The organism is Pseudomonas sp. S31 (assembly GCF_016648105.1).
In the GTDB taxonomy this organism is placed as follows: domain Bacteria; phylum Pseudomonadota; class Gammaproteobacteria; order Pseudomonadales; family Pseudomonadaceae; genus Aquipseudomonas.
Genome location: NZ_JACVVE010000020.1, coordinates 1 through 26,353, shown reverse-complemented (window position 1 = coordinate 26,353; position 26,353 = coordinate 1). Strand labels below are relative to the sequence as shown.

Here is a 26,353-nt window from a genome sequence, read left to right as displayed (position 1 = left end):
TTTATGATGGCCCACGGCCGAACCCATCCTCACACGGAGTGCGCAATGCAGACCCTGTATCCGCAGATCAAACCCTACGCCCGGCACGATCTGGCCGTGGAAGCGCCGCATGTGTTGTATGTCGATGAGAGCGGTTCGCCGGAAGGTCTGCCGGTGGTGTTCATCCACGGCGGCCCTGGCGCGGGCTGCGATGCCCAGAGCCGTTGCTACTTCGACCCCAACCTGTACCGCATCATCACCTTCGACCAGCGCGGCTGTGGTCGCTCGACGCCCCATGCGAGCCTGGAAAACAACACCACCTGGCATCTGGTCGAGGACATGGAACGCATCCGTGAGCACCTGGGCATCGACAAGTGGGTGCTGTTCGGTGGCTCGTGGGGCTCGACCCTGGCCCTGGCCTACGCCCAGAAGCATCCCGAGCGGGTGCATGGCCTGATCCTGCGTGGCATCTTCCTGTGCCGGCCGCAGGAAATCGAGTGGTTCTACCAGGCCGGTGCCAGCCGCCTGTTCCCCGACTACTGGCAGGACTACATCGCACCGATCCCCCCCGAAGAACGCGGCGACCTGGTCAAAGCCTTCCACAAGCGCCTGACTGGCAACGACCAGATCGCCCAGATGCACGCGGCCAAGGCCTGGTCCACCTGGGAAGGCCGTACCGCCACCCTGCGCCCCAATCCGCTGGTGGTCGACCGCTTCTCCGAGCCGACCCGGGCGCTGTCGATCGCCCGCATCGAATGCCACTACTTCATGAACGATGCCTTCCTCGAGCCTGACCAGCTGATCCGCGACATGCCCACGATCGCCCACCTGCCGGCGGTGATCGTGCATGGCCGCTACGACGTGATCTGCCCACTGGACAACGCCTGGGCGCTGCACCAGGCCTGGCCGAACAGCGAGCTCAAGGTCATTCGCGACGCTGGCCACGCGGCCTCCGAGCCAGGCATCACCGATGCCTTGGTGCGCGCCGCCGACCAGATGGCCCGGCGCCTGCTCGACCTGCCCCTGGAAGAAGCATGAAGGGCCTGCTGCAGCGCGTGCGTGGCGCGCGCGTCGAGGTCGGCGGGGAAATCGTCGGTGCCATCGACCAGGGCCTGCTGGTGCTGGTGGCGGTGGAGCCTGGCGATACCCGCGAGCATGCCGACAAACTCTTGCACAAGCTGCTCAACTACCGGGTGTTCAGCGACCCGCAGGGCAAGATGAACCTGTCGCTCAAGGATGTCGCCGGTGGCCTGCTGCTGGTGTCGCAGTTCACCCTGGCGGCCGACACGCGCAGCGGCATGCGGCCGAGCTTCTCCACGGCGGCACCCCCGGCGCTGGGGGCCGAGCTGTTCGATTATCTGCTGGAACAAGCCCAGGGCCAGCATGGCGATGTGGCTAGCGGGCGGTTTGGCGCGGACATGCAGGTGCACCTGGTGAATGATGGCCCTGTGACATTTATGTTACAAATATGAGGTCGAAAAACCCCGTGTTTGTAGGAAAACAAGGGGTTTTGTACGATAAATAGTTGTACAAGCCTGATGCGTTGTCACGCGACCTGCTGGATAATCGCGCGCTGCGTGGGCCTGCGTTCGCAGGTTCGTTTCACTCCCACTCGAGCATTGTGTGGATCCGTTTGGGGAATCATTACGCCCTCACGGGGTCCGAACAGTGCTCGCCAACCCGGCTTTGGTAGCTGGCCGTTGGTTTCATGATCTGTTTTCGGCGAGGGTTGCTCGTGATTGTAAGTCCCCAAAAAGCGTCAAGAATCCCAGGTACCCGGCTGCGCAGCGCGCTAATGACCGGTGTGGCACTGTTCGGCCTGATGAGCGCGGGCCAGCTGTGGGCGTTCAATCTTGACGATGTTGCAGCCAAGGCAAAGGATCTGGCCGGCCAGAAGTACGAAGCACCGAAAAGCAATCTGCCGGCGATTTTCCGTGACATGAAATTCGCTGACTATCAGAAGATTCACTTCCTGCAAGAGAAAGCGGAGTGGGCCAAGGACAAGACCCCCTTCAAGCTTTCCTTCTATCACCAGGGCATGCACTTCGACACCCCGGTGAAAATCAACGAAGTCACCGCCACCACGGTGGAGGAAATCAAGTACGACCCGAGCCGCTTCGAGTTCGGTGACGTGCCGCACGACCCGGAAACCACCAAAAACCTCGGCTATGCCGGTTTCCGCGTGCTCTACCCGATCAACAAGGCCGACAAGCAGGACGAGATCATGACCCTGCTTGGCGCCAGCTATTTCCGCGTGGTCGGCAAGGGCCACGTGTACGGCCTGTCGGCCCGCGGCCTGGCCATCGACACCGCGCTGCCGTCGGGCGAAGAGTTCCCGCGCTTCACCGAGTTCTGGGTCGAGAAGCCCAAGCCGACCGACAAGCACCTGGTGATCTATGCCCTGCTCGACTCGCCGCGTTCCACCGGTGCCTACAAGCTGATCCTGCGCCCGGGCAACGATACCGTGGTCGACGTGCAGTCGCGGGTGTTCCTGCGTGACCACGTCAGCCGCCTGGGCATCGCCCCACTGACCAGCATGTACCTGTTCGGCCCCAACCAGCCGTCCAAGGTCCTCAACTACCGTCCGGCCCTGCATGACTCCGAAGGTCTGTCGATCCATGCCGGCAATGGCGAGTGGCTGTGGCGCCCGCTGAACAATCCGAAGCATCTGTCCGTGAGCAACTTCAGCGTCGAGAACCCGCGTGGTTTCGGCCTGATGCAGCGCCAGCGCGCCTTCAGCGGCTACGAAGACCTCGACGACAACTACCAGAAGCGCCCGAGCGCCTGGATCGAGCCGAAGGGCGATTGGGGCAAGGGCACCGTCGACCTGGTCGAGATCCCGACCGCCGACGAGACCAACGACAACATCGTTGCGTTCTGGAGCCCGGAGAAGCTGCCTGAGGCCGGCGAGCCGATCGAATACGCCTACCGCCTGCACTGGACCATCGACGAGCCGAAGTTCCAGGCCCCCGACCTGGGCTGGGTCAAGCAGACCCTGCGCTCCACCGGCGACGTCAAGCAGTCCAACCTGATCCGCCAGCCTGACGGCAGCGTCGCCTTCCTGGTCGACTTCGCCGGCCCTGCGCTGGCCGCCCTGCCGGAAGATACCGCGCTGCGCAGCCAGATCAGCGTCGACGACAACGCCGAGGTGGTCGAGAACAACCTGCGCTACAACCCGGAGACCAAGGGCTGGCGCCTGACCCTGCGATTGAAGGTCAAGGAAGCCAACAAGTCGACCGAAATGCGTGCTGCGCTGGTGCGTGACGTGCCGGTCGAAGCACCCAAGGCTGCCCAGGACGCCAAGCAGGACAAGGCCGCTGCCAAGCATGCCAAGGCCGACAAGGCCACCAAGGCGGACGCTACCGCCAAGGCCGAACAACCTGCCGCCGATGCGGCGTCCACCAACGGGACCCCGGCCACCACCGAACAGGTGCTGACCGAGACCTGGAGCTATCAGTTGCCTGCCGATGAGTAACTCAAGCGCAAGGCCGGAATCGCTTGGCGAATACCTGGCCCACCTCCCACTGAGCGATGAGCAGCGCGCGGAACTCGCCAGCTGCACCTCGTTCGGTGAGCTGCACCAACGCCTGGCGGCCAACCCGGCCGCCGCCCCCGCCGAGGCCGTGCAGGCCTCGGTTGGCGCGCGCCTGACCGTAGGCAGCGCCGCCGAGCTGGAAGATGCCGAGATGCTCGGCGTCGACGGCAATGGCCGGCTGTGCCTGAAGATCGCGCCGCCGATCCAGCGTACCCGGGTGGTCCCCGAGCCCTGGCGCACCAATGTCCTGATCCGCATGTGGCGGCGCCTGACCGGCCGCAGCAACGCCCCGCAGCCGCCCAAGCGCGAACTGCCGCCAGCGCGCTGGCGTACTGTCGGTTCGATCCGCCGCTATATCCTGCTGGCCTTGATGATCGGCCAGACCATCGTCGCCGGCTGGTACATGAAGGGCATCCTGCCGTACCAGGGCTGGTCGTTCGTCGACCTCGACGAGATCCTCAGCCAGTCGGTATGGGACACCGTGGTGCAGGTCTGGCCGTATGCCTTGCAGACGTCCATCCTGATCCTCTTCGGTATCCTCTTCTGCTGGGTCTCGGCAGGCTTCTGGACGGCCCTGATGGGCTTCCTCGAACTGCTCACCGGGCGTGACAAGTACCGCATCTCCGGCAGCAGCGCGGGCAGCGAGCCGATCGCCCCCGAGGCACGCACCGCGCTGGTGATGCCGATCTGCAACGAAGACGTGCCGCGGGTGTTCGCCGGCCTGCGCGCCACCTTCGAGTCGGTGGCTGCCAGCGGTAACCTCGACCGCTTCGACTTCTTCGTGCTCAGCGACACCAACGACACCGATATCGCCGTGGCCGAACAACAGGCCTGGCTCGACGTCTGCCGCGAAACCAAGGGCTTCGGCCGCATCTTCTATCGCCGTCGCCGGCGCCGGGTGAAGCGTAAGAGCGGCAACCTCGACGACTTCTGCCGTCGCTGGGGTGGCGAGTACAAGTACATGGTCGTGCTCGACGCCGACAGCGTGATGAGCGGCGAATGCCTGAGCGGCCTGGTGCGCCTGATGGAGGCCAACCCGGAAGCCGGCATCATCCAGACCGCGCCGAAAGCCTCGGGCATGGACACCCTGTATGCGCGCATGCAGCAGTTCGCTACCCGGGTCTACGGCCCGCTGTTCACCGCCGGCCTGCACTTCTGGCAGCTGGGCGAGTCGCACTACTGGGGGCACAACGCGATCATCCGCATGAAGCCGTTCATCGAGCACTGCGCCCTGGCGCCGTTGCCGGGCAAGGGCGCGTTCGCCGGTGCGATCCTCTCCCACGACTTCGTCGAAGCCGCGCTCATGCGCCGTGCCGGCTGGGGCGTGTGGATCGCCTATGACCTGCCGGGCAGCTATGAAGAGCTGCCGCCGAACCTGCTCGACGAACTCAAGCGTGACCGCCGTTGGTGCCACGGCAACCTGATGAACTTCCGCCTGTTCCTGGTCAAGGGCATGCACCCGGTGCACCGCGCGGTATTCCTCACCGGGGTGATGTCGTACCTGTCGGCGCCGTTGTGGTTCCTGTTCCTGGTGCTGTCGACCGCGCTGTTGGCGACCAACACGCTGATGGAGCCGCAGTACTTCATCGAGCCCTACCAGCTGTATCCGCTGTGGCCGCAGTGGCACCCGGAAAAAGCCGTGGCGCTGTTCTCTACCACCATCGTGCTGCTGTTCCTGCCCAAGCTGCTCAGCGTCATCTTGATCTGGGCCAAGGGCGCGACGGAGTTCGGCGGGCGCATCAAGGTGACCCTGTCGATGCTGATGGAGATGCTGTTCTCCATGCTGCTGGCGCCGGTGCGGATGATCTTCCACACCCGCTTCGTGCTGGCCGCGTTCCTCGGCTGGGCGGCGACCTGGAATTCGCCAAGCCGCGACGACGACTCCACGCCATGGAGTGAAGCGCTGCGCCGGCATGGCCCGCAGACCCTGCTGGGCTTCGCCTGGGCCGGACTGGTGGCCTGGTTGAACCCGAGCTTCCTGTGGTGGCTGGCGCCGATCGTCGGCTCGCTGGTGCTGTCGATCCCGGTTTCGGTGATCTCCAGCCGCGTGCGCCTGGGCCTGGCGGCCAAGGACGAGAAGCTGTTCCTGATCCCTGAGGAATACGCCACCCCGCAGGAACTGCTGGCCACCGACCAGTATGCCCACGAGAACCGCTGGCATGCGCTGCGTGACGGCTTCGTGCGCGCCGTGGTCGACCCGCGGCAGAACGCTCTGGCCTGCGCCATGGGCACCGCACGGCACGGCCAGTCTGCGGCTATCGAGGGCTACCGCGCCGAGCGCGTGGCCAAGGCGCTGGAGGTCGGCCCGGAAGGTCTCGACCTGGCCACCCGCCTGGCGCTGCTGAGCGATCCAGTGGCCTTGTCGCGGCTGCACGAGCAGGTGTGGGCAGGGCATCATTCGGCCTGGATCGATGCCTGGCGCACTTCGATCGACAGCGATCCGCATTCGCCGCTGTTGCCGTTGCATCCGGAGAATGAGGGCCAGCCGGAACTCGTCGGCGCTTGATCGAATCAGGGCCGCTATGCGGCCCTTCGCGGCGCAAGGCCGCTCCTACAGGGATCGCGTCGTCCCTGTAGGAGCGGGTTCACCCGCGAAGCTTTTCAGGCCCCAGTCCGGTTTTTGGCCAACAAAGTCCCCCCCAACGCTAGGTCCCAGGGCCGCCATGCGTTAGCATCCCTCTCCGATATTGCGCACAAGCCTTTGGGGCCGTGCCCACAAAAAAATCTGCTAATTCCTTTGCTAGGGGACCTGGTGATGATCAAGAAATACCTCTCGCGATTGCTGGTCGGTGTCACCGCCCTGGTCGCCGTCTCGGCGGCCCAGGCCGGCGCCATCGATGAGGCAGTCAAGCGCGGCACCCTGCGGGTCGGCATGGACCCGACCTACATGCCGTTCCAGATGACCAACAAGCGCGGCGAGATCATTGGCTTCGAGGTCGATATCCTCAAGGCCATGGCCAAGTCCATGGGCGTCAAGTTCGAAGCGGTTTCCACCGCCTATGACGGCATCATCCCGGCCCTGCTGACCAACAAGTTCGACATGATCGGCAGCGGCATGACCCTGACCCAGGAGCGCAACCTGCGCGTCAACTTCAGCGAACCGTTCATCGTCGTTGGCCAGACCCTGCTGATCCGCAAGGAGCTGGCGGGCGAGATCAAGTCGTACAAAGACCTGAACAACGAGAAGTACCGCATCACTTCCAAGCTCGGCACCACCGGCGAGATGATCACCAAGAAGCTGATCAGCAAGGCCAAGTACCACGGCTACGACAATGAGCCGGAAGCGGTGATGGACCTGGTCAACGGCAAGGCTGACGCCTTCGTCTACGATGCTCCCTACAACGTGGTGGCCGTGGAGAAGATCGGTGCCGGCAAGCTGGTGTTCCTCGACGAGCCTTTCACCTTCGAGCCACTGGCGTTCGGCCTGAAGAAGGGCGACTACGACAGCATCAACTTCATCAACAACTTCCTGCACCAGATCAAGCATGACGGCACCTACGATCGTATCCACGACAAGTGGTTCAAGAACAAGGACTGGTTGAAGGAAATGGAATAAGGCCCCGGCCACAAGCCCCGGCTTTGACCCCGACGCGCAGGCACAACCTGCGCGTTCGCATTTACGGAAGTACCCACGTGATCAAACACAAGAAAGCCCAGTGGCCCTGGCATGGGTTGACCGCGCTGGTCCTGGTGGGCCTGGCGGTGAGCCTGTACATGGCCACTTTGATGATTTCCTACGAGTGGCGTTGGAACCGCGTACCGCAGTATTTCGCCTACCAGGCGGAAGAGGCGCAGCGTGCCGCCGGCAATGGCACCGTGCAGGAGATCGTCGTCTCTGGTGACAGCGCCCGTGTGACGCTGAAGGACGAGAATGGCGACGAGCAGGTGCTCGACGTGGCCAAGGACAGCCTGCAACTGAGCCGTGGCGACGATGTCGCCGAAGGCGACCCGGTCGGCGTGACCCGCCATTGGGCAGCCGGCCCGCTGGCCTGGGGCCTGTGGACCACCTTGTGGATTTCGGTGGTGTCCGGTGCACTCGGCCTGGTGATCGGCCTGGTCGCCGGCTTGTGCCGGTTGTCCGGCAACCCGACCCTGCGCGACCTGTCGACCGTCTACGTCGAACTGGTGCGTGGCACACCGCTGCTGGTGCAGATCTTCATCTTCTACTTCTTCATCGGCACCGTGCTCAACCTGTCCCGCGAGTTCGCCGGGGTGGCGGCACTGGCGCTGTTCACCGGCGCCTACGTGGCCGAGATCGTGCGCGCCGGTGTGCAGTCGATCGCCAAGGGCCAGAACGAGGCGGCCCGCTCGCTGGGCCTCAACGCCGCGCAGTCGATGCGCCATGTGATCCTGCCGCAGGCGTTCAAGCGTGTGCTGCCGCCGCTGGCTGGGCAGTTCATCAGCCTGGTCAAGGACACCTCTCTGGTGTCGGTCATCGCCATCACCGAACTGACCAAGAGCGGCCGAGAGGCCATCACCACCTCGTTCTCGACCTTCGAGATCTGGTTCTGCGTGGCAGGCCTGTACCTGCTGATCAACCTGCCGCTGTCGCACTTGGCCAGCCGGCTCGAGCGGAGGCTTGCGCAAAGTGATTGAAGTCCGTGACCTGCTGAAAGTCTTCGATACCCGCGGCCAGGTGGTGCGTGCGGTGGACAACGTCACCACCCAGGTGGCCAAGGGCGAGGTGGTGGTGGTGCTCGGCCCGTCGGGTTCGGGCAAGTCGACCTTCCTGCGCTGCCTCAACGGCCTGGAGCATTTCGACCAGGGCCATGTCGCCATCAATGGCGTTCGGCTGGATGACCCGAAGACCGATATCAATGCCTACCGCCGTGAAGTCGGCATGGTGTTTCAGCATTTCAACCTGTTCCCGCACATGACCGTGCTGGAGAACCTGTGCCTGGCGCAGAAGGTGGTGCGCAAGCGGGGCAAGGCCGAGCGCGAAGCCAAGGCGCGGGCACTGCTGGAGAAGGTGGGGATCGCGCAGAAGGCCGATGAGTACCCGTCGCGGCTCTCGGGCGGCCAACAGCAGCGCGTGGCGATCGCCCGGGCGCTGGCCATGGAACCCAAGGTGATGCTGTTCGACGAACCCACCTCGGCGCTGGACCCGGAAATGGTCGGCGAGGTGCTGGACGTGATGAAGACCCTGGCCCAGGAAGGCATGACCATGGTCTGCGTGACCCACGAAATGGGCTTTGCCCGGGAAGTGGCCGACCGGGTGCTGTTCTTCGATCATGGCAAGCTGCTGGAAGATGCCGCGCCCGCGGCGTTCTTCGATGCACCGAAAGATCCGCGAGCCCAGGCGTTCTTGCGTCAGGTGTTGTAAGGGGCAGGGTTGGGTGGGGGCTGGCATCGGCGCTGCCGGTGCCAGCCCTGCGTCAGAGCCTGAAGCGCCCCACCAGTCCCTGCAGGTGCGTCCCCAGCCGCGCCAGCTCCACGCTGGAGCTGGCCGTCTCCTCACTCGCCGCCGACGTCTGGTCGGAAATATCCCGCACGTTCATCACGCTCCGGTTGATCTCCTCGGCCACTGCGCTCTGTTGCTCGGCGGCCGTGGCGATCTGCTGGTTCATCGCCTGGATCGCTGACACGGTGCGGGTGATGGTGTCCAGCGAGCCGCCCGCGCGACGGGTCAGCTCGACGCTGCTGTCGGTGAGTTCGCGGCTGTTCTGCATCACGCTGGCCACCCGCTGGGTGCCGCTCTGCAGGTTGGCGATCAGTTCCTCGATCTCTTCGGTCGACTGCTGGGTGCGCTGGGCCAGGCTGCGCACCTCGTCGGCGACCACGGCAAAACCGCGTCCGGCCTCGCCGGCACGGGCCGCCTCGATGGCGGCGTTGAGGGCCAGCAGGTTGGTCTGCTGGGCCACCGACTTGATCACGTCGAGCACGCTGCCGATCTTGTCGCTTTCAGCCTTGAGCTGGTTCATCGCCTCGCTGGAATTCACCACCTCGCCGGCCAGGCGCTCGATCTGCGCCACGGCTTCGCCGACCACGCGGTCGCCCTCGCGGGCCTGCTGGTCGGCCATCAGCGCGGCCTCCGAGGCCTGCTCAGCATTGCGCGCAACTTCATGCACGGTAGCGGTCATCTGGTTCATGGCGGTAGCGACCTGGTCGGTCTCGACCTTCTGGTTGTTCACCCCGGCGCTGGTCTGCTCGGTCACCGCCGACAGCTCCTCGGCGGCGCTGGCGATCTGCGTGACTCCGTCGCCAATGCCGCCGACCAGCCCGCGCAGGTTCTCGGTCATGCGCTGCATGCTGGCCTGCAACTGGCCCATCTCGTCGCGGCGGTCCACGGGTGGCGATTCGCGCAGGTCGCCATCGGCCACGCGCTCGGCGGCCGCCAGGGCCTGGCGTAAAGGAATGACGATCTGCCGTGTGATCGCCCAGGCGGCAAGCAGGCCAAGGGCCAGGGCCAGTGCGGTGGCACCGCCGAGCAGGGCCTTGGCCTGGCGGGCGTCGGCGTCGCGGACCTTGGTCTGGGACAGGGTCATGGCCTGGCTGGTGTCGAGCAACACGCTGCCCAGTTCGGACATGCGCTGCAACGCCTGGGCGGCGCCAGTGCTGCCGGTGCCGGCCAGGCGGTAGTCGGCGAAGGCCTGACGATACTGGCGCGCGGCGTCCAGTTGCTGGGTCAGACGCTGCTGGTCGCTGGGCTTTTCGATCAGCGGCTGCATGCGCTGGATCTGTTGCTCGAGGTTGTCCAGCACTGTATCGATCTGGGCCTGCGTGGTGCTGTCGGGCTTGATCACATAGGCCTGGCGCGCCACGCGCAGTTCCAGGGTGTGCTGGTGGATCACCGAGATATTACCCAGCTTGTCGCCCCGTGCGACGATGCCGTCCATGCCTGTCCAGCCAGTGGCAGTGATCAGCAGCGTGAGCAACAGTACCAGGCCGAAGCCCAGCCCCAGCTTGCGATTGACGCTTACATTGCCCAGCGATTGGGCAAACCATCGGTACATAGGTGACTCCCCGGCATGTGGCAGCACGATTTATTGTTGTGTTGCCAGGGCATCGGCCCGCGCCGGGGAAACTTGATGGCTATAAAGTTAACCGATTGGTCAGAAAATCCGCGAGAGCAGGGCGGTGACTGCAGTCTCCACCCGCAGGATCCGATCACCCAGTTGCACCGGGGCCAGGCCGGCCTTGGCCAGCAGATCCACTTCATAGGGAATCCAGCCGCCCTCCGGGCCGATTGCCAGGGTCACTGGCCCCTCGATGCCGCGTGGGCAGGCCGGATAGGCGCCCGGATGGGCGACCAGCCCGAGGCTGCCCTGGGCGATGGCTGGCAGACGATCCTCGACGAACGGCTTGAAGCGCTTTTCGATGATCACCTCAGGCAGCACCGTATCGCGCGCCTGCTCGAGGCCGAGTATGAGGTTCTCGCGCACGTTTTCAGGGTTGAGGAAAGGAGTCTGCCAGAAGCTTTTCTCGACCTTGTAGCTGTTGACCAGGATCAGCCGCGGCACGCCCAGGGTGGCGATGGTCTGGAACAGCCGGCGCAGCATCTTCGGCCGTGGCACGGCCAGCACCAGCGTCAATGGCAGCTTGGCCGGCGGTTGCTGGTCGAAGGCCACCTGCAGCTCGGCTTCATGCTGCTCCAGGCGCATCACCGTGGCCTGGCCCATCAACCCGCCGATACGGCCCACGCGCAAGGTGTCGCCCACGGCCACGCCGTGGATCTCCTGCATGTGGGTGAAGCGCCGGTCGGCCAGCACGACGCGGTCGGCCGAGACGAAGTCGGCCTCTTCCAATAGCAACAGGTTCACGGTTGGGTCGCTGGCGGCTGGTCGTTGTGGTCGTCGGCGGCGGGGTCTTCGTGGCCGCGCTTGCGGATCAGGCTGCCACACAGCACGCCGATCTCGAACAGCAGCCACATCGGTACGGCGAGCAGCGTCTGCGAGAAGATATCGGGCGGGGTGAGGATCATGCCGACCACGAAGCAACCGATGATCACATAAGGGCGGATCTTCTTCAGGTACTTCACGTCGACCACGCCGATCCACACCAGCAGCACCACCGCCACCGGGATCTCGAAGGCCACGCCGAAGGCGAAGAACAGGGTCATGACGAAGTCGAGGTAGTTGGCGATGTCGGTCATCATCGCGACGCCTGCCGGTGTGGCAGCGGCGAAGAATTTGAACATCAGCGGGAACACCAGGAAATAGGCGAAGGCCATGCCGGCGTAGAACAGGAAGATGCTCGAAATCAGCAACGGAATGGCGATGCGTTTTTCATGGCGGTACAGCCCGGGTGCGATGAAGCCCCAGATCTGCTGGAGGATGAACGGGATCGCCAGGAACAGCGAGACGATCATGGTCAGCTTGAACGGCGTCAGGAACGGCGAGGCCACGTCGGTGGCGATCATCGTCGCATTGGCCGGCAAGTGCTCGCGCAAGGGCGCCGATACCAGGGTGTAGATCTGCTGGGCGAAGGAGAACAGCCCGATGAAGATCAGGAAGATGGCAGCGACGCAGCGCAACAGGCGGGTGCGCAGTTCGGTCAGGTGCGAGACCAGCGGCATGGGCTGGTCGTGGTCCGGGTTTTCGCTCATGGGGCTCGCGGCGGTTGGGGCTGTTCAGGCTGCTCAGGGGCACTGGCCGGAGGCACCGGTGTTGCCGGGGCGGTAGGGGCGGGTACCTCGCTCGCAGTGGCGGCGGGTTGCTCAGTGGGTTGCTGGGCAGGTGGCGTCTGCGGGTTGAGGATGCGCTTGGCTTCCTGTTCCATCTGCAGGATGTGCTCGTTGTGCAACTGGCGGCGAATGTCGTCGGCGCCGATCTCGCGCTCGACTTCGGTCTTGATGGCGTTGAAGCTGCGCTTGAGCCGGCCGATCCACAGCCCTGCGGTGCGCGCGGCACCTGGAAGGCGCTCGGGGCCGAGCACCAGCAGTGCGACCAGGCCGACGAGCAGCAGCTCGCTGAAGCTGATGCCGAACATGGGTCAGTCTTTCCGTTGTGGCTCTTGGACCGGTTGGGCCTGGCCTTCGATGGTGTGGCCCTGGTTCTGCGGGGCGCTGTTCTGTGGCTGGGTAGCCTGCTGTTGCGCCTGCACCGGTGGCACGGGCTGGGCTGGTGGCGGGGTGTGCTCGGCGGGCTTGTTCTCTTCGTCGCTCATCGCCTTACGGAAGCCCTTGATCGATTCGCCCAGGTCGCCGCCGAGGTTTTTCAGCTTCTTGGTGCCGAACACCAGGACCACGACGATCAGCAGGACGATCCAGTGTTTCCAGTCAAAAATACCCATATCCATACTCCTGAGAATTATCTAATCAACCCAAGGGCTAGCGGTGCACCCTGTGGGAGCGGGCTTGCCCGCGAACACCGGCAAAGCCGGTGCCATCCATCGCGTTATGTTCTTCGCGGGCAAGCCCGCTCTCACAGGGGCAGCATGCGCCCCGGCACTTCAGGCAGACGGCTGTCTCGCGGCCTTTTCATCGTGCCCGGACAGGCCGAAGCGGCGCTCCAGTTCATCGAGCACGGCTTGTGGGTGCTGGCCCAGCGCGCTGAGCATCACCAGGCTATGAAACCACAGGTCGGCGGTTTCGTAGATGACGTCGCTGCAGTCGTGGCTGATGGCGGCGTCCTTGGCAGCGATGATGGTCTCGACGGACTCTTCGCCGAGCTTTTCCAGAATCTTGTTCAGGCCCTTGTGGTACAGGCTGGCCACGTAGGAGCTGTCGGGGGCCGCTTGCTTGCGTTGTTCCAGCACTTCGGCCAGGCGCGCGAGGGTGTCGCTCATGTCAGTGTCCTGCATTGTAGATGGCGTGCGGGTCCTTCAGGACCGGGTCGACGGTGTTCCACTGGCCGTTCTCGAAGACACGATAGAAGCAGCTCTCGCGGCCGGTATGGCAGGCGATGTGGCCCAGTTGCTCGACCATCAGGATGATCACGTCGGCATCGCAGTCCAGGCGCATTTCGTGCAGCTTCTGCACATGGCCGGATTCCTCGCCCTTGCGCCACAGCTTGCCACGCGAGCGCGACCAGTAGATGGCGCGTTGTTCGGCGGCGGTCAGGGCCAGCGATTCGCGGTTCATCCAGGCCATCATCAGCACGCGTCCGGTCTTGTGGTCCTGGGCGATGGCCGGTACCAGGCCGTCGTCGTTCCACTTGATCTCGTCCAGCCAGTCTTTCATCGTCGACTCCAAATCAGGCCCGCTCCCGTACCGGGCCCTTTGCGCTAGTGTGCCAGTCAGCAGCGTTGCTGGCTATTGGCGCACGATCAGGTAAAGGCCAGCGGCCAGCATCAACCAGGCCGGCCAGGCAGCTGGCGCGGCCAGGCTGGCGGCTTCGGCGGCGCCAGCGGCCAGTACCGCACCACCGCCGAGCAGGCCGGCGCCGAGCAGGCGCAGGGCCCAACGGTCGCCCTGGCGACGCCTCTCGGGCAGTTGCGGGTCGTGCAAGTGCGGTTGCGACAGGCGCTCGAGCAGGTCGCGGGTCATGCCGGCCAGGTGCGGCAGTTGCTCGGCTTGGCTGTAGAGGTTGCCGATGACCGCCTTGGGGCTCATGCGCTCGCGCATCCAGCGTTCCAGGAAGGGCTTGGCGGTGCTCCACAGGTCCAGATCGGGGTACAGCTGGCGGCCCAGTCCTTCGATGTTGAGCAGGGTCTTTTGCAGCAGCACCAGCTGCGGCTGGACTTCCATGTTGAAGCGCCGGGCGGTCTGGAACAGGCGCATCAGCACCTGGCCGAAGGAAATATCCTTGAGCGGCTTTTCGAAGATCGGCTCGCACACGGTGCGGATCGCCGCCTCGAACTCGTTGACCTTGGTTTGCGCCGGGACCCAGCCCGAGTCGATGTGCAGCTCGGCGACGCGGCGGTAGTCGCGCTTGAAGAAGGCGATCAGGTTGCGCGCCAGATAGTCCTGGTCCTCGGCGGTGAGGCTGCCGACGATGCCGCAGTCGATGGCGATGTACTGCGGGCTCCACGGCTTGACCGTGCTGACGAAGATGTTGCCCGGGTGCATGTCGGCATGGAAGAAGCTGTCGCGGAACACTTGGGTGAAGAACACCTCGACACCACGCTCGGCCAGCAGCTTCATGTCGGTGCGCTGGTCGGCCAGGGTCGCCATGTCGGTGACCGGCACGCCGTAGATGCGTTCCATCACCAGCACCTTGGGCCGGCACAGGTCCCAGTAGACCTGGGGCACGTACATCAGCTCGGAGCCTTCGAAATTGCGTCGCAGCTGGCTGGCGTTGGCGGCCTCGCGGAGCAGGTCGAGCTCGTCGTAGATGGTCTTCTCGTAGTCGCCGACGATTTCCACCGGATGCAGGCGCCGGGCGTCGGCCGAGGCGCGTTCGGCGGCCTTGGCGATCAGGAACAGCCAGGCCAGGTCCTGGGCGATCACCGGCTTCAGGCCCGGGCGCACCACCTTGACCACCACCTCTTCGCCACTCTTCAGGCGCGCGGCATGCACCTGGGCCACCGAGGCCGAGGCCAGCGGTTCGACGTCGAAGCGGCTGAAGACCTGCGCCACCGGGGCGCCCAGCTGTGCCTCGATCAGCGCCACGGCCTGCTTGGGGTCGAACGGCGGGACGCGGTCCTGCAGCAGCATCAGCTCGTCGGCGATGTCGTTGGGCAGCAGGTCGCGGCGGGTCGACAGCAACTGGCCGAACTTGATGAATATCGGCCCCAGGTCCTGCAGCGCCAGGCGCAGGCGCGCGCCGCGGCTGAGTTCGCTGGGCTTGCGCGGCAGCCAGCGCCAGGGCATGAGCAGACGCAGGCTCATCAGCCACCAGGGTAGGGGCATGTCGAACAGCAGGTCATCGAGACGGTAGCGGATCACCACGCGCTGGATGCGGAAGAGACGGCGGACGGCGAGCAGCTTCATGCGTTATCGCTGGTATCAAGGTGGCGGGAGAGGCGCAGCAGGCGCGCCTCGAGGCGTTCTATGTCGAGCTTGAGGGCATCGAGCTCGCTGAAGGCGGCTTCGGCTTCGCGCTTGCCGACCAGGGTGCGAGACTCTTCTGCCAGGTATTCGGAGAGGTTCTGGCCGAAGCGCGCCAGGCCCTGCCGGGTCCAGCGCGCGCGCAGACGCACGTGGCCGGCCAGCAGCGCCGTGGCGACCGGGCCGAGCCAGCGTTGCAGCTCATGCTCCCAGTCCAGCTCCAGGTCTTGCAGCACGCCGAACAGGTCGAGCAGCACGGCGCTGTCGCCATGCAGCTCGACCTGCGGGCTGTGCAGCACGGCGGTCTTGTCCTTGGCCACGGCCAGTTGCACCAGGCTGCCGGCAGGCGCCACGAGGCTGCAATGGACCTCGCCTTCCCAGTGGGCGGCGAGCATCAGGCCGTCTTCATCGGGCAGGATGAACACCTGCAAGGCCGGCTGGCGGCAGTCGATCTCGATGACCTTGCCTTCCAGCGCGGCCAGGCGCGGCAGGGCCGTGCTGTCCATGCGCAAGACGCGGTTCAGGCCATGTTCGACGCTGGCGAGCAGCCCGGCCAGGAGCATCAGGGCTTGATTCCCCGATGCACGGCAACGATGCCGCTGGTCATGTTGTGGTAGGTGACGCGGTCGAAGCCGGCGTCGACCATCATGGCCTTGAGGGTTTCCTGGTCGGGGTGCATGCGGATCGATTCGGCGAGGTAACGGTAGCTTTCCGAGTCGTTGGTGATCAGCTTGCCAGCCAGCGGCATGAAGGCGAACGAGTAGGCATCGTAGGCCTTGGACATCAACTTGTTGGTCGGCTTGGAGAATTCCAGGATCAACAGGCGCCCGCCCGGTTTGAGCACGCGCAGCATCGAGCGGATGGCTTCGTCCTTGTGGGTGACGTTGCGCAGGCCGAAGGCGATGGTCACGCAGTCGAAGTGGTTGTCCGGGAACGGCAGCTTCTCGGCGTCGGCCTGGACGAATTCGATGTTGCCGGCCACGCCGCGGTCGAGCAGGCGGTCACGGCCGACCTTGAGCATCGAATCGTTGATGTCGGCGAGTACCACCTGGCCGGTCGGGCCGACAAGACGCGAGAACTTGGCGGCCAGGTCGCCGGTGCCACCGGCGATGTCCAGCACGCGGTTGCCGGCGCGCACGCCCGACAGCTCGATGGTGAAGCGCTTCCACAGGCGGTGCATGCCACCGGAAAGCACGTCGTTCATCAGGTCGTACTTGGCGGCCACTGAGTGGAACACTTCGGCGACTTTTTTCGCTTTCTGGCTTTCCGGGACGTCCTGGTAGCCGAAATGGGTGGTGGGTTCGGCGTGTTCGCCTTTGCGCTGGTCGTTCATATCGCTTCACCGGAAAAAATTACCCGCCATTCTAGGGTGTACCGGCGGTTTTGTCTTGGCGGGGTGTACGGCCCGCCGGGCACGGGCATAATGCGCCCATTGTCTTTTCAGTACAGGACCGCCTGCATGACTCAGATCAGCGTCGAACGCAAACATTCCCTCGGCCGCGACGCCGCCCGTGCCAAGGCCGAAGCACTGGTGGACAAACTGGCTCGCGAATACGACCTCAAGGCGACCTGGAACGGCGACCGGGTCGACGTGGCGCGCAGCGGCGCCAGCGGCAGCGTGCAGATCTTCGACGACAGCATTCGTGTCGACCTCAAGCTGGGCATGATGCTGTCGATCATGGGCAGCAGCATCAAGAGCGAGATCGAGCGCGCGCTGGACAAGGCCCTGGCCTGAAGCACCGGCTGCAAGCACCTTAGGGTGAAGATTCTAAAATCCCTCTCTACCTTATGCTCAAGCCCGGCTCCACGGGCACCCCTCCCTCCTTGAACGAGCATGAGGTACAGAGCATGGCCAACGTGAACGTGAAGAAAAAGGACGACGCCACAGGCACCCTGGGCGAGGTGCGCGGCTACGCGCGCAAGATCTGGCTGGCGGGCATCGGCGCTTATGCGCGGGTCGGCCAGGAAGGCTCCGACTACTTCAAGGAGCTGGTCAAGGCCGGTGAAGGGGTCGAGAAACGTGGCAAGAAACGCGTCGACAAGGCGCTGGATGCCGCCAACCATCAGATCGATGAAGCGACCGAGGAGGTCAGCCGCGTGCCCGGCCTTGTGGAGCTGCAGCTCGACAAGATCGAGCGGGCGTTCGACGCTCGGGTCGGGCGCGCCTTGAATCGCCTCGGCATTCCGTCTAAACATGACGTTGAGGCGTTGTCCATCAAGCTTGAACAGCTGCATGAGCTGCTCGAGCGCGTCGCGCACAAACCATAAGGAGAGCAGGATGGCTGGCAAGAAGAATACCGACAAAGAAGGCAGCTCCTGGGTCGGCGGGATCGAGAAGTACTCCCGCAAGATCTGGCTGGCGGGGTTGGGTATCTACTCGAAGATCGACCAGGACGGCTCGAAGCTGTTCGACTCGCTGGTGAAGGATGGCGAGAAGGCCGAGAAACAGGCGAAGAAGACCGCCGAGGACGTGACCGACAGCGCCAAGTCGTCGACCACCTCGCGCGTTTCCGGCGTCAAGGACCGCGCGCTGGGCAAGTGGAGCGAACTCGAAGAAGCCTTCGACAAGCGCCTGAACAGCGCCATCTCGCGTCTTGGTGTACCGAGCCGCAACGAGATCAAGGCCCTGCACCAGCAGGTCGACAGCCTGACCAAGCAGATCGAGAAACTGACCGGGGCCTCGGTGACGCCGGTTTCGTCGCGCTCGGCAGCGGCCAAGCCTGCGGCCAGCAAGACTGCAGCCAAGCCACTGGCCAAGGCAGCCACCAAGCCTGCGGGCAAAACCGCGGCAGCCAAGACCGCGGCGGCGAAACCAGCTGCGAAGACTGCGGCGGCAAAACCTGCAGCCAAGCCTGCTGCGCCCAAGGCGGCCGCCAAGCCGGCGACCAAGCCTGCTGCGGCGAAAAAGCCGGCGGTGAGAAAAGCCCCAGCCAAGCCGGCTGCGGCGAAACCGGCAGCAGCCCCTGCGGCCACGGCGGCAGCGGTGCCGAGTGCAGCGCCAGAGAACAGCGTTACTCAGGTCTGATCCGCGCCGCCTGCTTCGCGGGTGAACCCGCTCCTACAGGGATCTGTGTAGGAGCGGGTTTACCCGCGAATGCGCCACCACCTACCCCTCCAGATACCGCCTCGCCAACTGCTCCGCCGCCTCCCTGGCCGGCACCTGCAGGTGCGGCGCCACCAGCATCATCACCTGATACACCACGATCCCCACGTCCCCCTCGCGCCCCAACACCCGCTGATAATCCAGCGAGAACAGCAGGGTCAGGGTGATCTGCTCCACCAGTTGCCCCAACGCCTGGGTGTCGCTGACCAGTTGCCCCTGGCGCTTGAGGCTGGCCAGCAGCGCCGCCAGGGTGCGCTTGAGCGCGTTGAGCAGGCTGCGCATGCCTCGCGCCAGCTTGGCCAGGCGCCCGGTCAGGTTCGACAGGTCCTGGAACAGGAAGCGGTACTGCGCCATGCGCTCGACGATCAGGTGCAGGAACAGCCAGTAGTCCTCGGCGTCGAGGCGCACCTCCAGGGGCGGGTCGAGCAGCGGCAGCAGCGCCTCTTCGAAGCGCTCGAACAGGCCCAGCACCAGCGGCTCCTTGCCGTGGAAGTGGTAGTACAGGTTGCCGGGGCTGATGCCCAGTTCGTTGGCGATCTCCAGGGTCGAGACGTTGGGCTCGCCCTGCTGGTTGAACAGCTGCAAGGCGCAGTCGAGGATACGGTCGCGGGTCTTCATCCGTGGTCTTGGCTCATCGCGTGCGCACATAGGTGCCCGGCGCTGGGGCCAGCGCGGGGTAGGTGCCGTTGCCCAGTGCCGTGCGCGGCGCCTTGAGCGGGCCGGAACGCGCGGTGATCCATTCCAGCCACAGCGGCCACCAGCTGCCCTCGCGGCGCTGGGCGTCGTGGAACCAGGCGCGCGGGTCGCCCGGCAGCCCGGGGTTGTCGAGGAAGTAGGCCTTGGGGTTGCCGGGTGGGTTGATGATGCTCTGGATATGCCCACTGTTGGCCAGCACGAAGCGCCGTTCGCCACCGAGCAGCAAGGCCGAGCGGTACACCGCGTCCCAGGGGGTGATGTGGTCGTTGCTGCCGGCCACGGTGAAACTGTCCAGGTTGACCTGGGCCAGGTCGATCGGCGTGCCGCACACCTCGAGCCCTGCGGCCCGGGTCAGCGGGTTGTGCTTGAAGAAGTCCAGCAGGTCGCCGTGCAGGGCAGCGGGCAGGCGGGTGTTGTCGGCGTTCCAGTAGAGGATATCGAAGGCCGGTGGCGCCTTGCCGAGCAGGTAGTTGTTGACCCAGTAGTTCCAGATCAGATCGTTGGGCCGCATCCAGGCGAAGATCCGTGCCACTTCGGCGCCATCGAGCACCCCGCGTTGGTAGGAGCGACGCTTGGCGGCCTCGACGGTCTGTTCATCGGCGAACAGGCTGGCGGGGCTGTCGAACTGGCTGTCGAGCAGGCTGACCAGGTAGGTCGCGCTGCGCACTCGGCGCAGTTGGTGCTTGGCTTGCAAGTGCCCCTGCAGCGCAGCCATGGTCAGGCCGCCGGCACAGGCTCCCATGAGGTTGGGATCGCGGTTGCCGCTGATGCTGCGGCAGGCGTTGAGGGCTTGCTCGAGGGCCTCGACGTAGCTCGACAGGCCCCACTCGCGGTGCTTCGGCTCGGGGTTGCGCCAACTGACCATGAACACCTGCAGACCGCTCTTGAGCATGTACTGGACGAAGCTGTTGGTCGGGCTCAGGTCGAAGATGTAGTACTTGTTGATCTGCGGCGGAATGACCAGCAGCGGCCGGGCGTGCTGCTTCTCGCTCATCGGCAGGTACTGGATCAGCTCCAGCAGCTCGTTGCGGTACACCACCGCGCCCGGCGTGGCGGCCAGGTTGCCGCCCACTTCGAAGGCGCGCTCGTCCACCTGGCGCGGCAGGCCGTCGTTGTGGCGCAGATCGTCGATCAGGTGGGCGACGCCACGCACCAGGCTCTGGCCGCCGGTATTGAACAGCTCCTTGACCGCCAGCGGGTTGAGCAGCGAGTTGCTGGGCGCCAGGGCGTCGTTGAGCAGGTTGAACAGAAAGTGCACGCGGGCGCGGTCGTCGGCATCGAGCTGGCTTTCCTCGATCCACAGGCGGGTCTGGCGCTGCCAGGCCAGGTAGGCCTGCAGGCTACGCCGGTAGAACGGGTTCTGCGCCCAGGTCGGGTCGCTGAAGCGAGCGTCGCGGGGGTTGGGCTGCAGGGGCGTGTCACCGAGCATCACCTTGCCCAACTGGCCGCCCAGAGCGAGCAGGTGGCGAGCGGTATGCAGAGGGTTGCGCAGGCCGTGACGGCCGACATGGCGCAAGGTCGACAACAGGTCGCGGCCGCGCAGGCCGACCATGGCGTTGTGCACGTTCATCTGGGTGGCGGGAAGCGTTGGCGTTCCTTTGGCCGGTTTGTCTTTCATGGCAACACTCCTTCGTCTGCCCCGTCCTGCTTGCGGTGCTAGCCACCGGAAGCAGGGCGCGGGTGCATCACCGCTCGCTGACGCTCTTGCTGGAGGAACTTCATGATGATCGGTGCCACGGCCTCGGCGCGGGTGATCAGGAACAGGTGGCCGTCGTCGATAATGTGTAGCTGGGCATTGGGAATTCGCCAGGCCAGCAGGCGCATGTTGATCAACGGGATCAGCGGGTCGTCGTCGCCAGCCAGCACCAGGGTCGGCTGGTGGATCTTGTGCAGCCAATGGATGCTGGTCCAGCCCAGGCCCGCGAACAGCTGCCAGTAGTAGCCCATCTTGCCCCCCGAGCGGACCTTGGAGGCATGATGCATGGCCAGCTCCGGGTCGCGGCGAAAGGCGCCTCCGTAGATCAGCGGTGCGATGCGGATCACATGGGAGGGCTGCACGTAGCGCCGTGGGCTGGCCATCATCCACAGCACCTTGGGCTTGCCCGGCACCATGAACGCCCCGGCGGCGGTGGCGGCCAGCACCAGTTTCTTGCAGCGCTCCGGGTAGTCGTGGGCGAACTGCTGGGCCAGTGCACCGCCCCAGGACACGCCGACGACATCGACCTGGCCGTAGTCGAGGTAGTCGAGCATGCGCGCGGTGAGCTTGGCCAGGCCGGGAAAACGGTAGGGATGACGCGGCGTGGACGAGCCGCCGACGCCCGGCACGTCGAAGGCGATCACCTCCAGGTCGGGGTCCAGCGCCTCGATGAAGGGGAACACCAGCTCCAGGTTGGCGCCGATGCCATTGAAGATCAGCAGCGGCGTCAGGTGTGGCTTGCCTGGGCGTACGGCGGTGCGGATGGACTGGTCATCCAGCTCGACGGTCCTGAAAACGTAGGGTTGCGGCATGCACGTGACTCTATCTAGGGGGAAACGCCGCAGCGCTGTGGTAGGTAAAACGCCGTGGCGCCGTAGGGCGCCACGGCAGCACGGCTCAACGTTCGTGGACGTAGGTCCCCGGCGCGGCCTCGCCGGCGGCATAGGCCCGATTGCCCAGGCGTGTGGGCGCCTTCTTCAGCTCGCCGGCCCGCTCACCCAGCCAGGTCTGCCAGTGCAGCCACCAGGAATCGACATGCTTGACCGCGTTCTCCTGCCAGGCCAGCGGGTCGCCGGGGCGGTCGACGCCGGTCATGAAGCGCGCCTTGGGGTTGCCCGGCGGGTTGAGAATGCTCTGGATATGCCCGCTGTTGGACAGCACGAACTCGATCTTGCCACCGAACAGGTGCGCCGAGCGGTAACATGATGGCCATGGAGTGATGTGGTCGTTGCTGCCGGCGACGCTGTAGATGTCGCATTGCACCTGCTTCAGGTCGATGGCGGTGCCGCACACCTCCAGTGCGTTGGGGCGGGTCAGCGGGTTGCTCTTGAACATCTCGATCAGGTCGCCGTGAAAGGCGGCAGGCAGGCGCGTGGTGTCGTTGTTCCAGAACAGGATGTCGAACACCGGCGGCTCGTTGCCGAGCAGGTAGTTGTTGACCCAATAGTTCCAGATCAGGTCGTTGGGCCGCATCCAGGCGAACACCTTGGCCATGTCGCTGCCTTCGAGCACGCCGGCCTGGTAGGAGTGGCGCTTGGCCGCTTCCAGGGTCTGCTCGTCGACGAACAGCGCGACTTCCGTGTCGATCGTGGTATCGAGCACGCTCACCAGCAAGGTCAGGGCATTGACCTTTTTCTCGCCCAGGGCGGCGTAATGGCCGACCAGGGCGGTGCAGGTGATGCCGCCGGAGCAGGCCCCGAGGATGTTCAGGTCCTTGCTGCCGGTGATCGCCAGCACCGCGTCCACCGCTTCCTTGAGCGCATCGATGTAGGTCGACAGGCCCCACTCGCGCTGGGCCTTGGTCGGGTTGCGCCAGCTGATCATGAAGGTCTGCTGGCTGGAGCGCAGGCAGAAGCGCGTGAGGCTCTTGTCCGGGCTCAGGTCGAAGACGTAGAACTTGTTGATCTGTGGTGGCACCACCAGCAAGGGGCGCGCATGGACCTGTTCGGTGATCGGCTGGTACTGGATCAGCTCCAGCACGTCGTTGCGGTACACCACGGCGCCATCGCTGGTGCCCAGGTTCTTGCCCACCTCGAAGGCATCCATGTTCACCTGGCTGGGCATGCCGCCGTTGTTGACCAGGTCTTTGGCCAGGTTGGAGAGGCCGTCGAGCAGGCTCTTGCCGCCGGTCTCGAAGAAGCGCTTGACCGCGGCCGGGTTGGACAGGGTGTTGGTCGGCGCCAGGGCCTCGGTCATCAGGTTGATGACGAACTGGCCACGGCTGATGTCCTGGGGTGACAGGTCGCTGTTGCCGATCCAGTCGTGCAGTTCCTTGCGCCAGGCCAGGTAGGTCTGCAGGTAGCGGCGGTACAGCGGGTTGCTGGCCCAGGCCGGGTCGTTGAAGCGGCGGTCGTCACCGGCGGGCTGCAGGGTGGACTTGCCCAGCAGCACGTTCTTCAGCTCCAGGCCGAAATGCGCCACGTGCTTGGCGCTGAGCAGGGGCTGGCGCACGGCCTGGCGCAGCACGGTACGCGCCGAGCTCAGCAGGTCTTTGCGGCGGATGCCGATGATCGGGTTCAAGCCCAGGGTGTTCGACGAGGCCTGCCGCTGCAACTCATCGTTGTTCTTGTTACTCATCTACGACGCTCCGTTGTCCTGAGACGAGTACCGGTTGCTGTGCCCGGTACTGCTACTCGGGTGACCAGTGATAAGAAACAGCGGTGTTACTGAGGGCCCTGGAAAGGGCGGCAGGTAAATTCAAGATCCATTGGTTACCTGACTTTGCTCGAGTGCGCAAGACAGCTTGTGCGTAAGGCATTCAAACAAATGGCATTAGAAAATGCGCTCTAAATTGCGACAGACTCATTTCAGAGCATCAATTTGACCACTGCCTGCGCCGGGTCGCGGGCCTTGCCGGCCTTGTGCAGTTCGTCGAGGTACTCGGCCCAGAGCTGCTCCTGGCGCAGGCACAGCTGCTCGAGGTATTCCCAGGTGAACAGGCCGCTGTCGTGGCCATCGTCGAAGGTCAGCTTGAGGGCGTACTGGCCGGCTGGCTCCAGGCCGCTCAGGCCGACGTTGAGCTTGCCGTATTGCAGGATCGGGTTGCCGTGGCCCTGGACCTCGGCGGAGGGGGAATGCACGCGCAGGAACTCGGCGGGCAGGTGGTAGACCTCGCCGGGGGCGTAGGTGAGGGTGAGGGTCTTGGAGGCTTTGTGCAGGTTGATGGCGGTGGGCAGGCGGGCCATGGGCTGAATCTCTCCGGAGCTGATAGCGCAAGCTTCCAGCTTCTGTGGCGGGGATTCAAGGGCCCTTTCGCGGGTGAACCCGCTCCTACAGGTTTAGCACTCCCCCTGTAGGAGCGGGTTTACCCGCGAAGAAGCCGGCGCCGGTCTTACAGAATGTAACGCGACAGGTCTTCGTTCTGCGCCAGCTCACCCAGATGGCCGTTGACGTACGCGGCGTCGATGCGGATCGGCGCTTCGTCGTGAGCACTGGCCAGGTCGCCGGCACTGAACGACACCTCTTCGAGCAGACGCTCGAGCAGGGTGTGCAGGCGGCGGGCACCGATGTTCTCGGTCTTTTCGTTGACCTGGTAGGCGATCTCGGCCAGGCGCTTGATGCCGTCCTCGGCGAACTCGATGTTCAGGCCTTCGGTCTTGAGCAAGGCTTGGTACTGCTCGGTCAGCGAAGCGTGCGGCTCCTGCAGGATGCGTTCGAAGTCCTGCGGGGTGAGTGCCTTGAGCTCGACGCGGATCGGCAGGCGGCCCTGCAGTTCAGGCACCAGGTCGCTCGGCTTGCTCAGGTGGAACGCACCCGAGGCAATGAACAGGATGTGGTCGGTCTTGACCATGCCCAGCTTGGTGTTGACGGTGCAGCCTTCGATCAGCGGCAGCAGGTCGCGCTGGACCCCCTCGCGGGACACATCGGCACCGCCGACGTTACCGCGCTTGGCCACCTTGTCGATCTCGTCGATGAACACGATGCCGTGCTGCTCGACCGCTTCCAGGGCCTTGGCCTTGAGCTCTTCCTCGTTCACCAGGCGGCTGGCTTCTTCGTCGCGCACCATCTTCAGCGCGTCCTTGACCTTGAGCTTGCGTGCCTTGCGTTTGCCCTTGCCCATGTTGGCGAACAGGCTCTGCAGCTGGTTGGTCATCTCTTCCATGCCGGGCGGCGCGGCGATTTCGACGCCCACGTTGTCGGCGACTTCGATCTCGATTTCCTTGTCGTCCAGCTGGCCTTCGCGCAGGCGCTTGCGGAACAGCTGGCGGGTGTTGGAATCACTGCTGGTCTGCGCGGCTTCCTCGCTGAAACTGGTGACCCGTGCCTGCGGCAGCAGGGCATCGAGGATGCGATCTTCGGCGGCATCTTCGGCGCGGTGGCGCACGCGGATGATCTCCTGCTCGCGGAGCATCTTCAGCGCGGCGTCGGCCAGGTCGCGGATGATCGACTCGACATCGCGGCCAACGTAGCCCACTTCGGTGAACTTGGTCGCTTCGACCTTGAGGAACGGTGCGTTGGCCAGCTTGGCCAGGCGGCGGGCGATTTCGGTCTTGCCGACGCCGGTGGGGCCGATCATCAGGATGTTCTTCGGCGTCACCTCGGCGCGCAGCTCGGCGGGCAGCTGCATGCGCCGCCAGCGGTTGCGCAGGGCGATGGCCACGGCGCGCTTGGCGTCGTCCTGGCCGATGATGTGGCGGTTGAGTTCGTGGACGATCTCGCGGGGGGTCATGGACATGATGAAAATGGTCCTTGTACGGAGCGATCAGTGTGGAAAAGTCCCGCTGCGAGCGGGACGCCAAAACAACTGATTCACTCGGCCAGGTCCTGCTCCTCGATGGTCAGGTTGTGGTTGGTGAACACGCAGATGTCACCGGCGATGTTCAGGGCGGTCTCGGCGATTTCACGGGCCGACAGGTCGGTCTTGTTCAGCAGGGCGCGGGCTGCGGCCTGGGCGTAGGCGCCACCGGAACCCATGGCGATCAGGCCGTCTTCCGGTTCGACCACGTCACCGTTGCCGGTGATGATCAAGGATGCGTCCTTGTTGGCTACCGCCAGCATGGCTTCCAGGCGGCTCAGGGAGCGGTCGGTACGCCATTCCTTGGCCAGCTCGACGGCGGCACGGATCAGGTGGCCCTGGTGTTTTTCCAGCTGGCCTTCGAAGCGTTCGAACAGGGTGAAGGCGTCGGCAGTGGCACCGGCGAAGCCGGCGATGACCTGGCCGTGGTACAGGCGACGGACTTTCTTGGCGTTGCCTTTCATCACGGTGTTGCCGAGGGATACCTGGCCGTCGCCGCCCATGACGACTTTGCCGTTACGGCGGACAGAAACGATGGTGGTCAAGGGAGAGTCTCCACGCAGCGGGGCGAAAATGCCTGATGCAGACTCATATGGGGGGAGGAGGGGAGGATTTCAACCAGGGGGGATGAATGGTTGCGCCAGCCAGGTGCATCGGGGGGCACCTTCGCGGGGGGGGGGGCCCCCCCCCCCCCCAAGGTGGGGGGGGGGGGGGGGGGCCCGGGGGGGGGGGGGGGGTGG

The 26,353-nt window shown here is 64.9% G+C and carries 27 protein-coding genes; 10 read left to right on the top strand and 17 right to left on the bottom strand.

Going from position 1 to position 26,353, the window contains the following annotated elements; all coding sequences use genetic code 11:
- Positions 1 to 45 precede the first annotated feature (45 nt).
- From pip to IAE37_RS15885, 7 genes are all read left to right on the top strand, one after another.
- Positions 46 to 1,017: a prolyl aminopeptidase gene (pip, locus tag IAE37_RS15915; protein ID WP_201175082.1), complete on the top strand. Its 972-nt coding sequence runs from the start codon at positions 46 to 48 to the stop codon at positions 1,015 to 1,017.
- Entirely contained in the window at positions 1,014 to 1,451 is a 438-nt protein-coding gene (dtd, locus tag IAE37_RS15910) for a D-aminoacyl-tRNA deacylase (RefSeq protein WP_201175080.1), read from the top strand. Before pip ends, dtd begins: the two co-directional genes overlap by 4 nt.
- A 263-nt stretch (positions 1,452 to 1,714) precedes the next feature.
- Positions 1,715 to 3,454, top strand: a complete 1,740-nt coding sequence (locus IAE37_RS15905; RefSeq protein ID WP_328822745.1) for a glucan biosynthesis protein G — start codon at positions 1,715 to 1,717, stop codon at positions 3,452 to 3,454.
- Positions 3,447 to 6,020: a glucans biosynthesis glucosyltransferase MdoH gene (gene mdoH, locus IAE37_RS15900; protein ID WP_201175076.1), complete on the top strand. Its 2,574-nt coding sequence runs from the start codon at positions 3,447 to 3,449 to the stop codon at positions 6,018 to 6,020. Before IAE37_RS15905 ends, mdoH begins: the two co-directional genes overlap by 8 nt.
- A gap of 252 nt (positions 6,021 to 6,272) precedes the next feature.
- On the top strand, positions 6,273 to 7,070 hold the full coding sequence (locus IAE37_RS15895; RefSeq protein WP_201175173.1) for a transporter substrate-binding domain-containing protein: 798 nt from the start codon (positions 6,273 to 6,275) through the stop codon (positions 7,068 to 7,070).
- A gap of 77 nt (positions 7,071 to 7,147) precedes the next feature.
- Positions 7,148 to 8,110, top strand: coding sequence for an amino acid ABC transporter permease (locus tag IAE37_RS15890; protein ID WP_201175075.1), 963 nt, complete (start codon positions 7,148 to 7,150; stop codon positions 8,108 to 8,110).
- Positions 8,103 to 8,837: an amino acid ABC transporter ATP-binding protein gene (locus IAE37_RS15885; RefSeq protein ID WP_201175170.1), complete on the top strand. Its 735-nt coding sequence runs from the start codon at positions 8,103 to 8,105 to the stop codon at positions 8,835 to 8,837. Before IAE37_RS15890 ends, IAE37_RS15885 begins: the two co-directional genes overlap by 8 nt.
- A gap of 52 nt (positions 8,838 to 8,889) precedes the next feature.
- Here IAE37_RS15885 and IAE37_RS15880 read toward each other — a convergent pair whose 3' ends face one another.
- The 10 genes from IAE37_RS15880 to ubiE all read right to left on the bottom strand — a co-directional run bounded on the left by IAE37_RS15880 (position 8,890) and on the right by ubiE (position 16,716).
- On the bottom strand, positions 8,890 to 10,467 hold the full coding sequence (locus IAE37_RS15880; RefSeq protein ID WP_201175073.1) for a methyl-accepting chemotaxis protein: 1,578 nt from the start codon (positions 10,465 to 10,467) through the stop codon (positions 8,890 to 8,892).
- 99 nt (positions 10,468 to 10,566) lie between these two features.
- Complete coding sequence (locus IAE37_RS15875; RefSeq protein ID WP_201175071.1) at positions 10,567 to 11,274, bottom strand: 16S rRNA (uracil(1498)-N(3))-methyltransferase; 708 nt, start codon at positions 11,272 to 11,274, stop codon at positions 10,567 to 10,569.
- Positions 11,271 to 12,059, bottom strand: a complete 789-nt coding sequence (tatC, locus tag IAE37_RS15870) for a twin-arginine translocase subunit TatC (RefSeq protein WP_201175070.1) — start codon at positions 12,057 to 12,059, stop codon at positions 11,271 to 11,273. The genes IAE37_RS15875 and tatC overlap by 4 nt, the downstream gene beginning before the upstream one ends.
- A complete protein-coding gene (gene tatB, locus IAE37_RS15865) occupies positions 12,056 to 12,442 on the bottom strand; it encodes a Sec-independent protein translocase protein TatB (protein ID WP_201175068.1) in 387 nt (128 codons plus the stop codon). Before tatB ends, tatC begins: the two co-directional genes overlap by 4 nt.
- 3 nt (positions 12,443 to 12,445) lie before the next feature.
- On the bottom strand, positions 12,446 to 12,745 hold the full coding sequence (locus IAE37_RS15860) for a twin-arginine translocase TatA/TatE family subunit (RefSeq protein ID WP_201175066.1): 300 nt from the start codon (positions 12,743 to 12,745) through the stop codon (positions 12,446 to 12,448).
- A 159-nt stretch (positions 12,746 to 12,904) separates the two neighbouring features.
- Complete coding sequence (locus IAE37_RS15855) at positions 12,905 to 13,240, bottom strand: phosphoribosyl-ATP diphosphatase (protein WP_133324866.1); 336 nt, start codon at positions 13,238 to 13,240, stop codon at positions 12,905 to 12,907.
- Position 13,241: 1 nt separating this feature from the next.
- A complete protein-coding gene (gene hisI / locus IAE37_RS15850) occupies positions 13,242 to 13,634 on the bottom strand; it encodes a phosphoribosyl-AMP cyclohydrolase (RefSeq protein ID WP_201175064.1) in 393 nt (130 codons plus the stop codon).
- Between the two features lie 72 nt (positions 13,635 to 13,706).
- Positions 13,707 to 15,326, bottom strand: a complete 1,620-nt coding sequence (ubiB, locus tag IAE37_RS15845; RefSeq protein WP_201175062.1) for a ubiquinone biosynthesis regulatory protein kinase UbiB — start codon at positions 15,324 to 15,326, stop codon at positions 13,707 to 13,709.
- Complete coding sequence (locus IAE37_RS15840; RefSeq protein ID WP_201175060.1) at positions 15,323 to 15,946, bottom strand: ubiquinone biosynthesis accessory factor UbiJ; 624 nt, start codon at positions 15,944 to 15,946, stop codon at positions 15,323 to 15,325. Before IAE37_RS15840 ends, ubiB begins: the two co-directional genes overlap by 4 nt.
- Positions 15,946 to 16,716 (bottom strand): bifunctional demethylmenaquinone methyltransferase/2-methoxy-6-polyprenyl-1,4-benzoquinol methylase UbiE, encoded by a 771-nt coding sequence (gene ubiE, locus IAE37_RS15835; RefSeq protein WP_201175058.1) that lies wholly within the window; start codon positions 16,714 to 16,716, stop codon positions 15,946 to 15,948. Before ubiE ends, IAE37_RS15840 begins: the two co-directional genes overlap by 1 nt.
- 126 nt (positions 16,717 to 16,842) lie before the next feature.
- Between ubiE and IAE37_RS15830 the strand changes: the two genes are divergently transcribed.
- From IAE37_RS15830 to IAE37_RS15820, 3 genes are all read left to right on the top strand, one after another.
- Positions 16,843 to 17,118, top strand: a complete 276-nt coding sequence (locus IAE37_RS15830; protein WP_201175056.1) for a polyhydroxyalkanoic acid system family protein — start codon at positions 16,843 to 16,845, stop codon at positions 17,116 to 17,118.
- 113 nt (positions 17,119 to 17,231) lie between these two features.
- Positions 17,232 to 17,651, top strand: a complete 420-nt coding sequence (locus IAE37_RS15825) for a phasin family protein (RefSeq protein ID WP_201175054.1) — start codon at positions 17,232 to 17,234, stop codon at positions 17,649 to 17,651.
- A 10-nt stretch (positions 17,652 to 17,661) separates the two neighbouring features.
- Entirely contained in the window at positions 17,662 to 18,408 is a 747-nt protein-coding gene (locus IAE37_RS15820; RefSeq protein WP_201175053.1) for a phasin family protein, read from the top strand.
- Between the two features lie 81 nt (positions 18,409 to 18,489).
- Here the strand turns inward: IAE37_RS15820 and IAE37_RS15815 are convergent, their stop codons facing one another.
- The 7 genes from IAE37_RS15815 to hslV form a co-directional block, all read right to left on the bottom strand.
- Positions 18,490 to 19,104 carry a TetR/AcrR family transcriptional regulator gene (locus IAE37_RS15815; protein ID WP_201175051.1) on the bottom strand — a complete coding sequence of 205 codons (615 nt, stop codon included), beginning with the start codon at positions 19,102 to 19,104 and terminating at the stop codon, positions 18,490 to 18,492.
- Between the two features lie 13 nt (positions 19,105 to 19,117).
- Entirely contained in the window at positions 19,118 to 20,800 is a 1,683-nt protein-coding gene (gene phaC, locus IAE37_RS15810) for a class II poly(R)-hydroxyalkanoic acid synthase (RefSeq protein ID WP_201175050.1), read from the bottom strand.
- Positions 20,801 to 20,838: 38 nt separating this feature from the next.
- Complete coding sequence (gene phaZ / locus IAE37_RS15805) at positions 20,839 to 21,690, bottom strand: poly(3-hydroxyalkanoate) depolymerase (protein WP_201175049.1); 852 nt, start codon at positions 21,688 to 21,690, stop codon at positions 20,839 to 20,841.
- A gap of 85 nt (positions 21,691 to 21,775) precedes the next feature.
- The gene (phaC, locus tag IAE37_RS15800; RefSeq protein ID WP_201175048.1) at positions 21,776 to 23,455 is read right to left on the bottom strand and encodes a class II poly(R)-hydroxyalkanoic acid synthase; all 1,680 of its coding nucleotides are present in this window, start codon (positions 23,453 to 23,455) and stop codon (positions 21,776 to 21,778) included.
- Positions 23,456 to 23,685: 230 nt separating this feature from the next.
- Complete coding sequence (locus tag IAE37_RS15795; RefSeq protein WP_201175047.1) at positions 23,686 to 24,063, bottom strand: gamma-butyrobetaine hydroxylase-like domain-containing protein; 378 nt, start codon at positions 24,061 to 24,063, stop codon at positions 23,686 to 23,688.
- Between the two features lie 146 nt (positions 24,064 to 24,209).
- Positions 24,210 to 25,553, bottom strand: a complete 1,344-nt coding sequence (hslU, locus tag IAE37_RS15790; protein ID WP_201175046.1) for an ATP-dependent protease ATPase subunit HslU — start codon at positions 25,551 to 25,553, stop codon at positions 24,210 to 24,212.
- Between the two features lie 74 nt (positions 25,554 to 25,627).
- Complete coding sequence (gene hslV, locus IAE37_RS15785; RefSeq protein ID WP_023533032.1) at positions 25,628 to 26,158, bottom strand: ATP-dependent protease subunit HslV; 531 nt, start codon at positions 26,156 to 26,158, stop codon at positions 25,628 to 25,630.
- Positions 26,159 to 26,353: the final 195 nt, after the last annotated feature.

Coding starts and splice junctions, on each gene's coding strand:
- pip (WP_201175082.1), top strand. CDS start 46: ATGCAGACCCTGTATCCGCAGATCAAACCCTACGCCCGGCACGATCTG.
- dtd (WP_201175080.1), top strand. CDS start 1,014: ATGAAGGGCCTGCTGCAGCGCGTGCGTGGCGCGCGCGTCGAGGTCGGC.
- mdoH (WP_201175076.1), top strand. CDS start 3,447: ATGAGTAACTCAAGCGCAAGGCCGGAATCGCTTGGCGAATACCTGGCC.
- IAE37_RS15880 (WP_201175073.1), bottom strand. CDS start 10,467: ATGTACCGATGGTTTGCCCAATCGCTGGGCAATGTAAGCGTCAATCGC.
- tatC (WP_201175070.1), bottom strand. CDS start 12,059: ATGAGCGAAAACCCGGACCACGACCAGCCCATGCCGCTGGTCTCGCAC.
- tatB (WP_201175068.1), bottom strand. CDS start 12,442: ATGTTCGGCATCAGCTTCAGCGAGCTGCTGCTCGTCGGCCTGGTCGCA.
- IAE37_RS15860 (WP_201175066.1), bottom strand. CDS start 12,745: ATGGGTATTTTTGACTGGAAACACTGGATCGTCCTGCTGATCGTCGTG.
- IAE37_RS15855 (WP_133324866.1), bottom strand. CDS start 13,240: ATGAGCGACACCCTCGCGCGCCTGGCCGAAGTGCTGGAACAACGCAAG.
- hisI (WP_201175064.1), bottom strand. CDS start 13,634: ATGAAAGACTGGCTGGACGAGATCAAGTGGAACGACGACGGCCTGGTA.
- ubiB (WP_201175062.1), bottom strand. CDS start 15,326: ATGAAGCTGCTCGCCGTCCGCCGTCTCTTCCGCATCCAGCGCGTGGTG.
- IAE37_RS15840 (WP_201175060.1), bottom strand. CDS start 15,946: ATGCTCCTGGCCGGGCTGCTCGCCAGCGTCGAACATGGCCTGAACCGC.
- ubiE (WP_201175058.1), bottom strand. CDS start 16,716: ATGAACGACCAGCGCAAAGGCGAACACGCCGAACCCACCACCCATTTC.
- IAE37_RS15830 (WP_201175056.1), top strand. CDS start 16,843: ATGACTCAGATCAGCGTCGAACGCAAACATTCCCTCGGCCGCGACGCC.
- IAE37_RS15825 (WP_201175054.1), top strand. CDS start 17,232: ATGGCCAACGTGAACGTGAAGAAAAAGGACGACGCCACAGGCACCCTG.
- IAE37_RS15820 (WP_201175053.1), top strand. CDS start 17,662: ATGGCTGGCAAGAAGAATACCGACAAAGAAGGCAGCTCCTGGGTCGGC.
- IAE37_RS15815 (WP_201175051.1), bottom strand. CDS start 19,104: ATGAAGACCCGCGACCGTATCCTCGACTGCGCCTTGCAGCTGTTCAAC.
- phaC (WP_201175050.1), bottom strand. CDS start 20,800: ATGAAAGACAAACCGGCCAAAGGAACGCCAACGCTTCCCGCCACCCAG.
- phaZ (WP_201175049.1), bottom strand. CDS start 21,690: ATGCCGCAACCCTACGTTTTCAGGACCGTCGAGCTGGATGACCAGTCC.
- phaC (WP_201175048.1), bottom strand. CDS start 23,455: ATGAGTAACAAGAACAACGATGAGTTGCAGCGGCAGGCCTCGTCGAAC.
- IAE37_RS15795 (WP_201175047.1), bottom strand. CDS start 24,063: ATGGCCCGCCTGCCCACCGCCATCAACCTGCACAAAGCCTCCAAGACC.
- hslU (WP_201175046.1), bottom strand. CDS start 25,553: ATGTCCATGACCCCCCGCGAGATCGTCCACGAACTCAACCGCCACATC.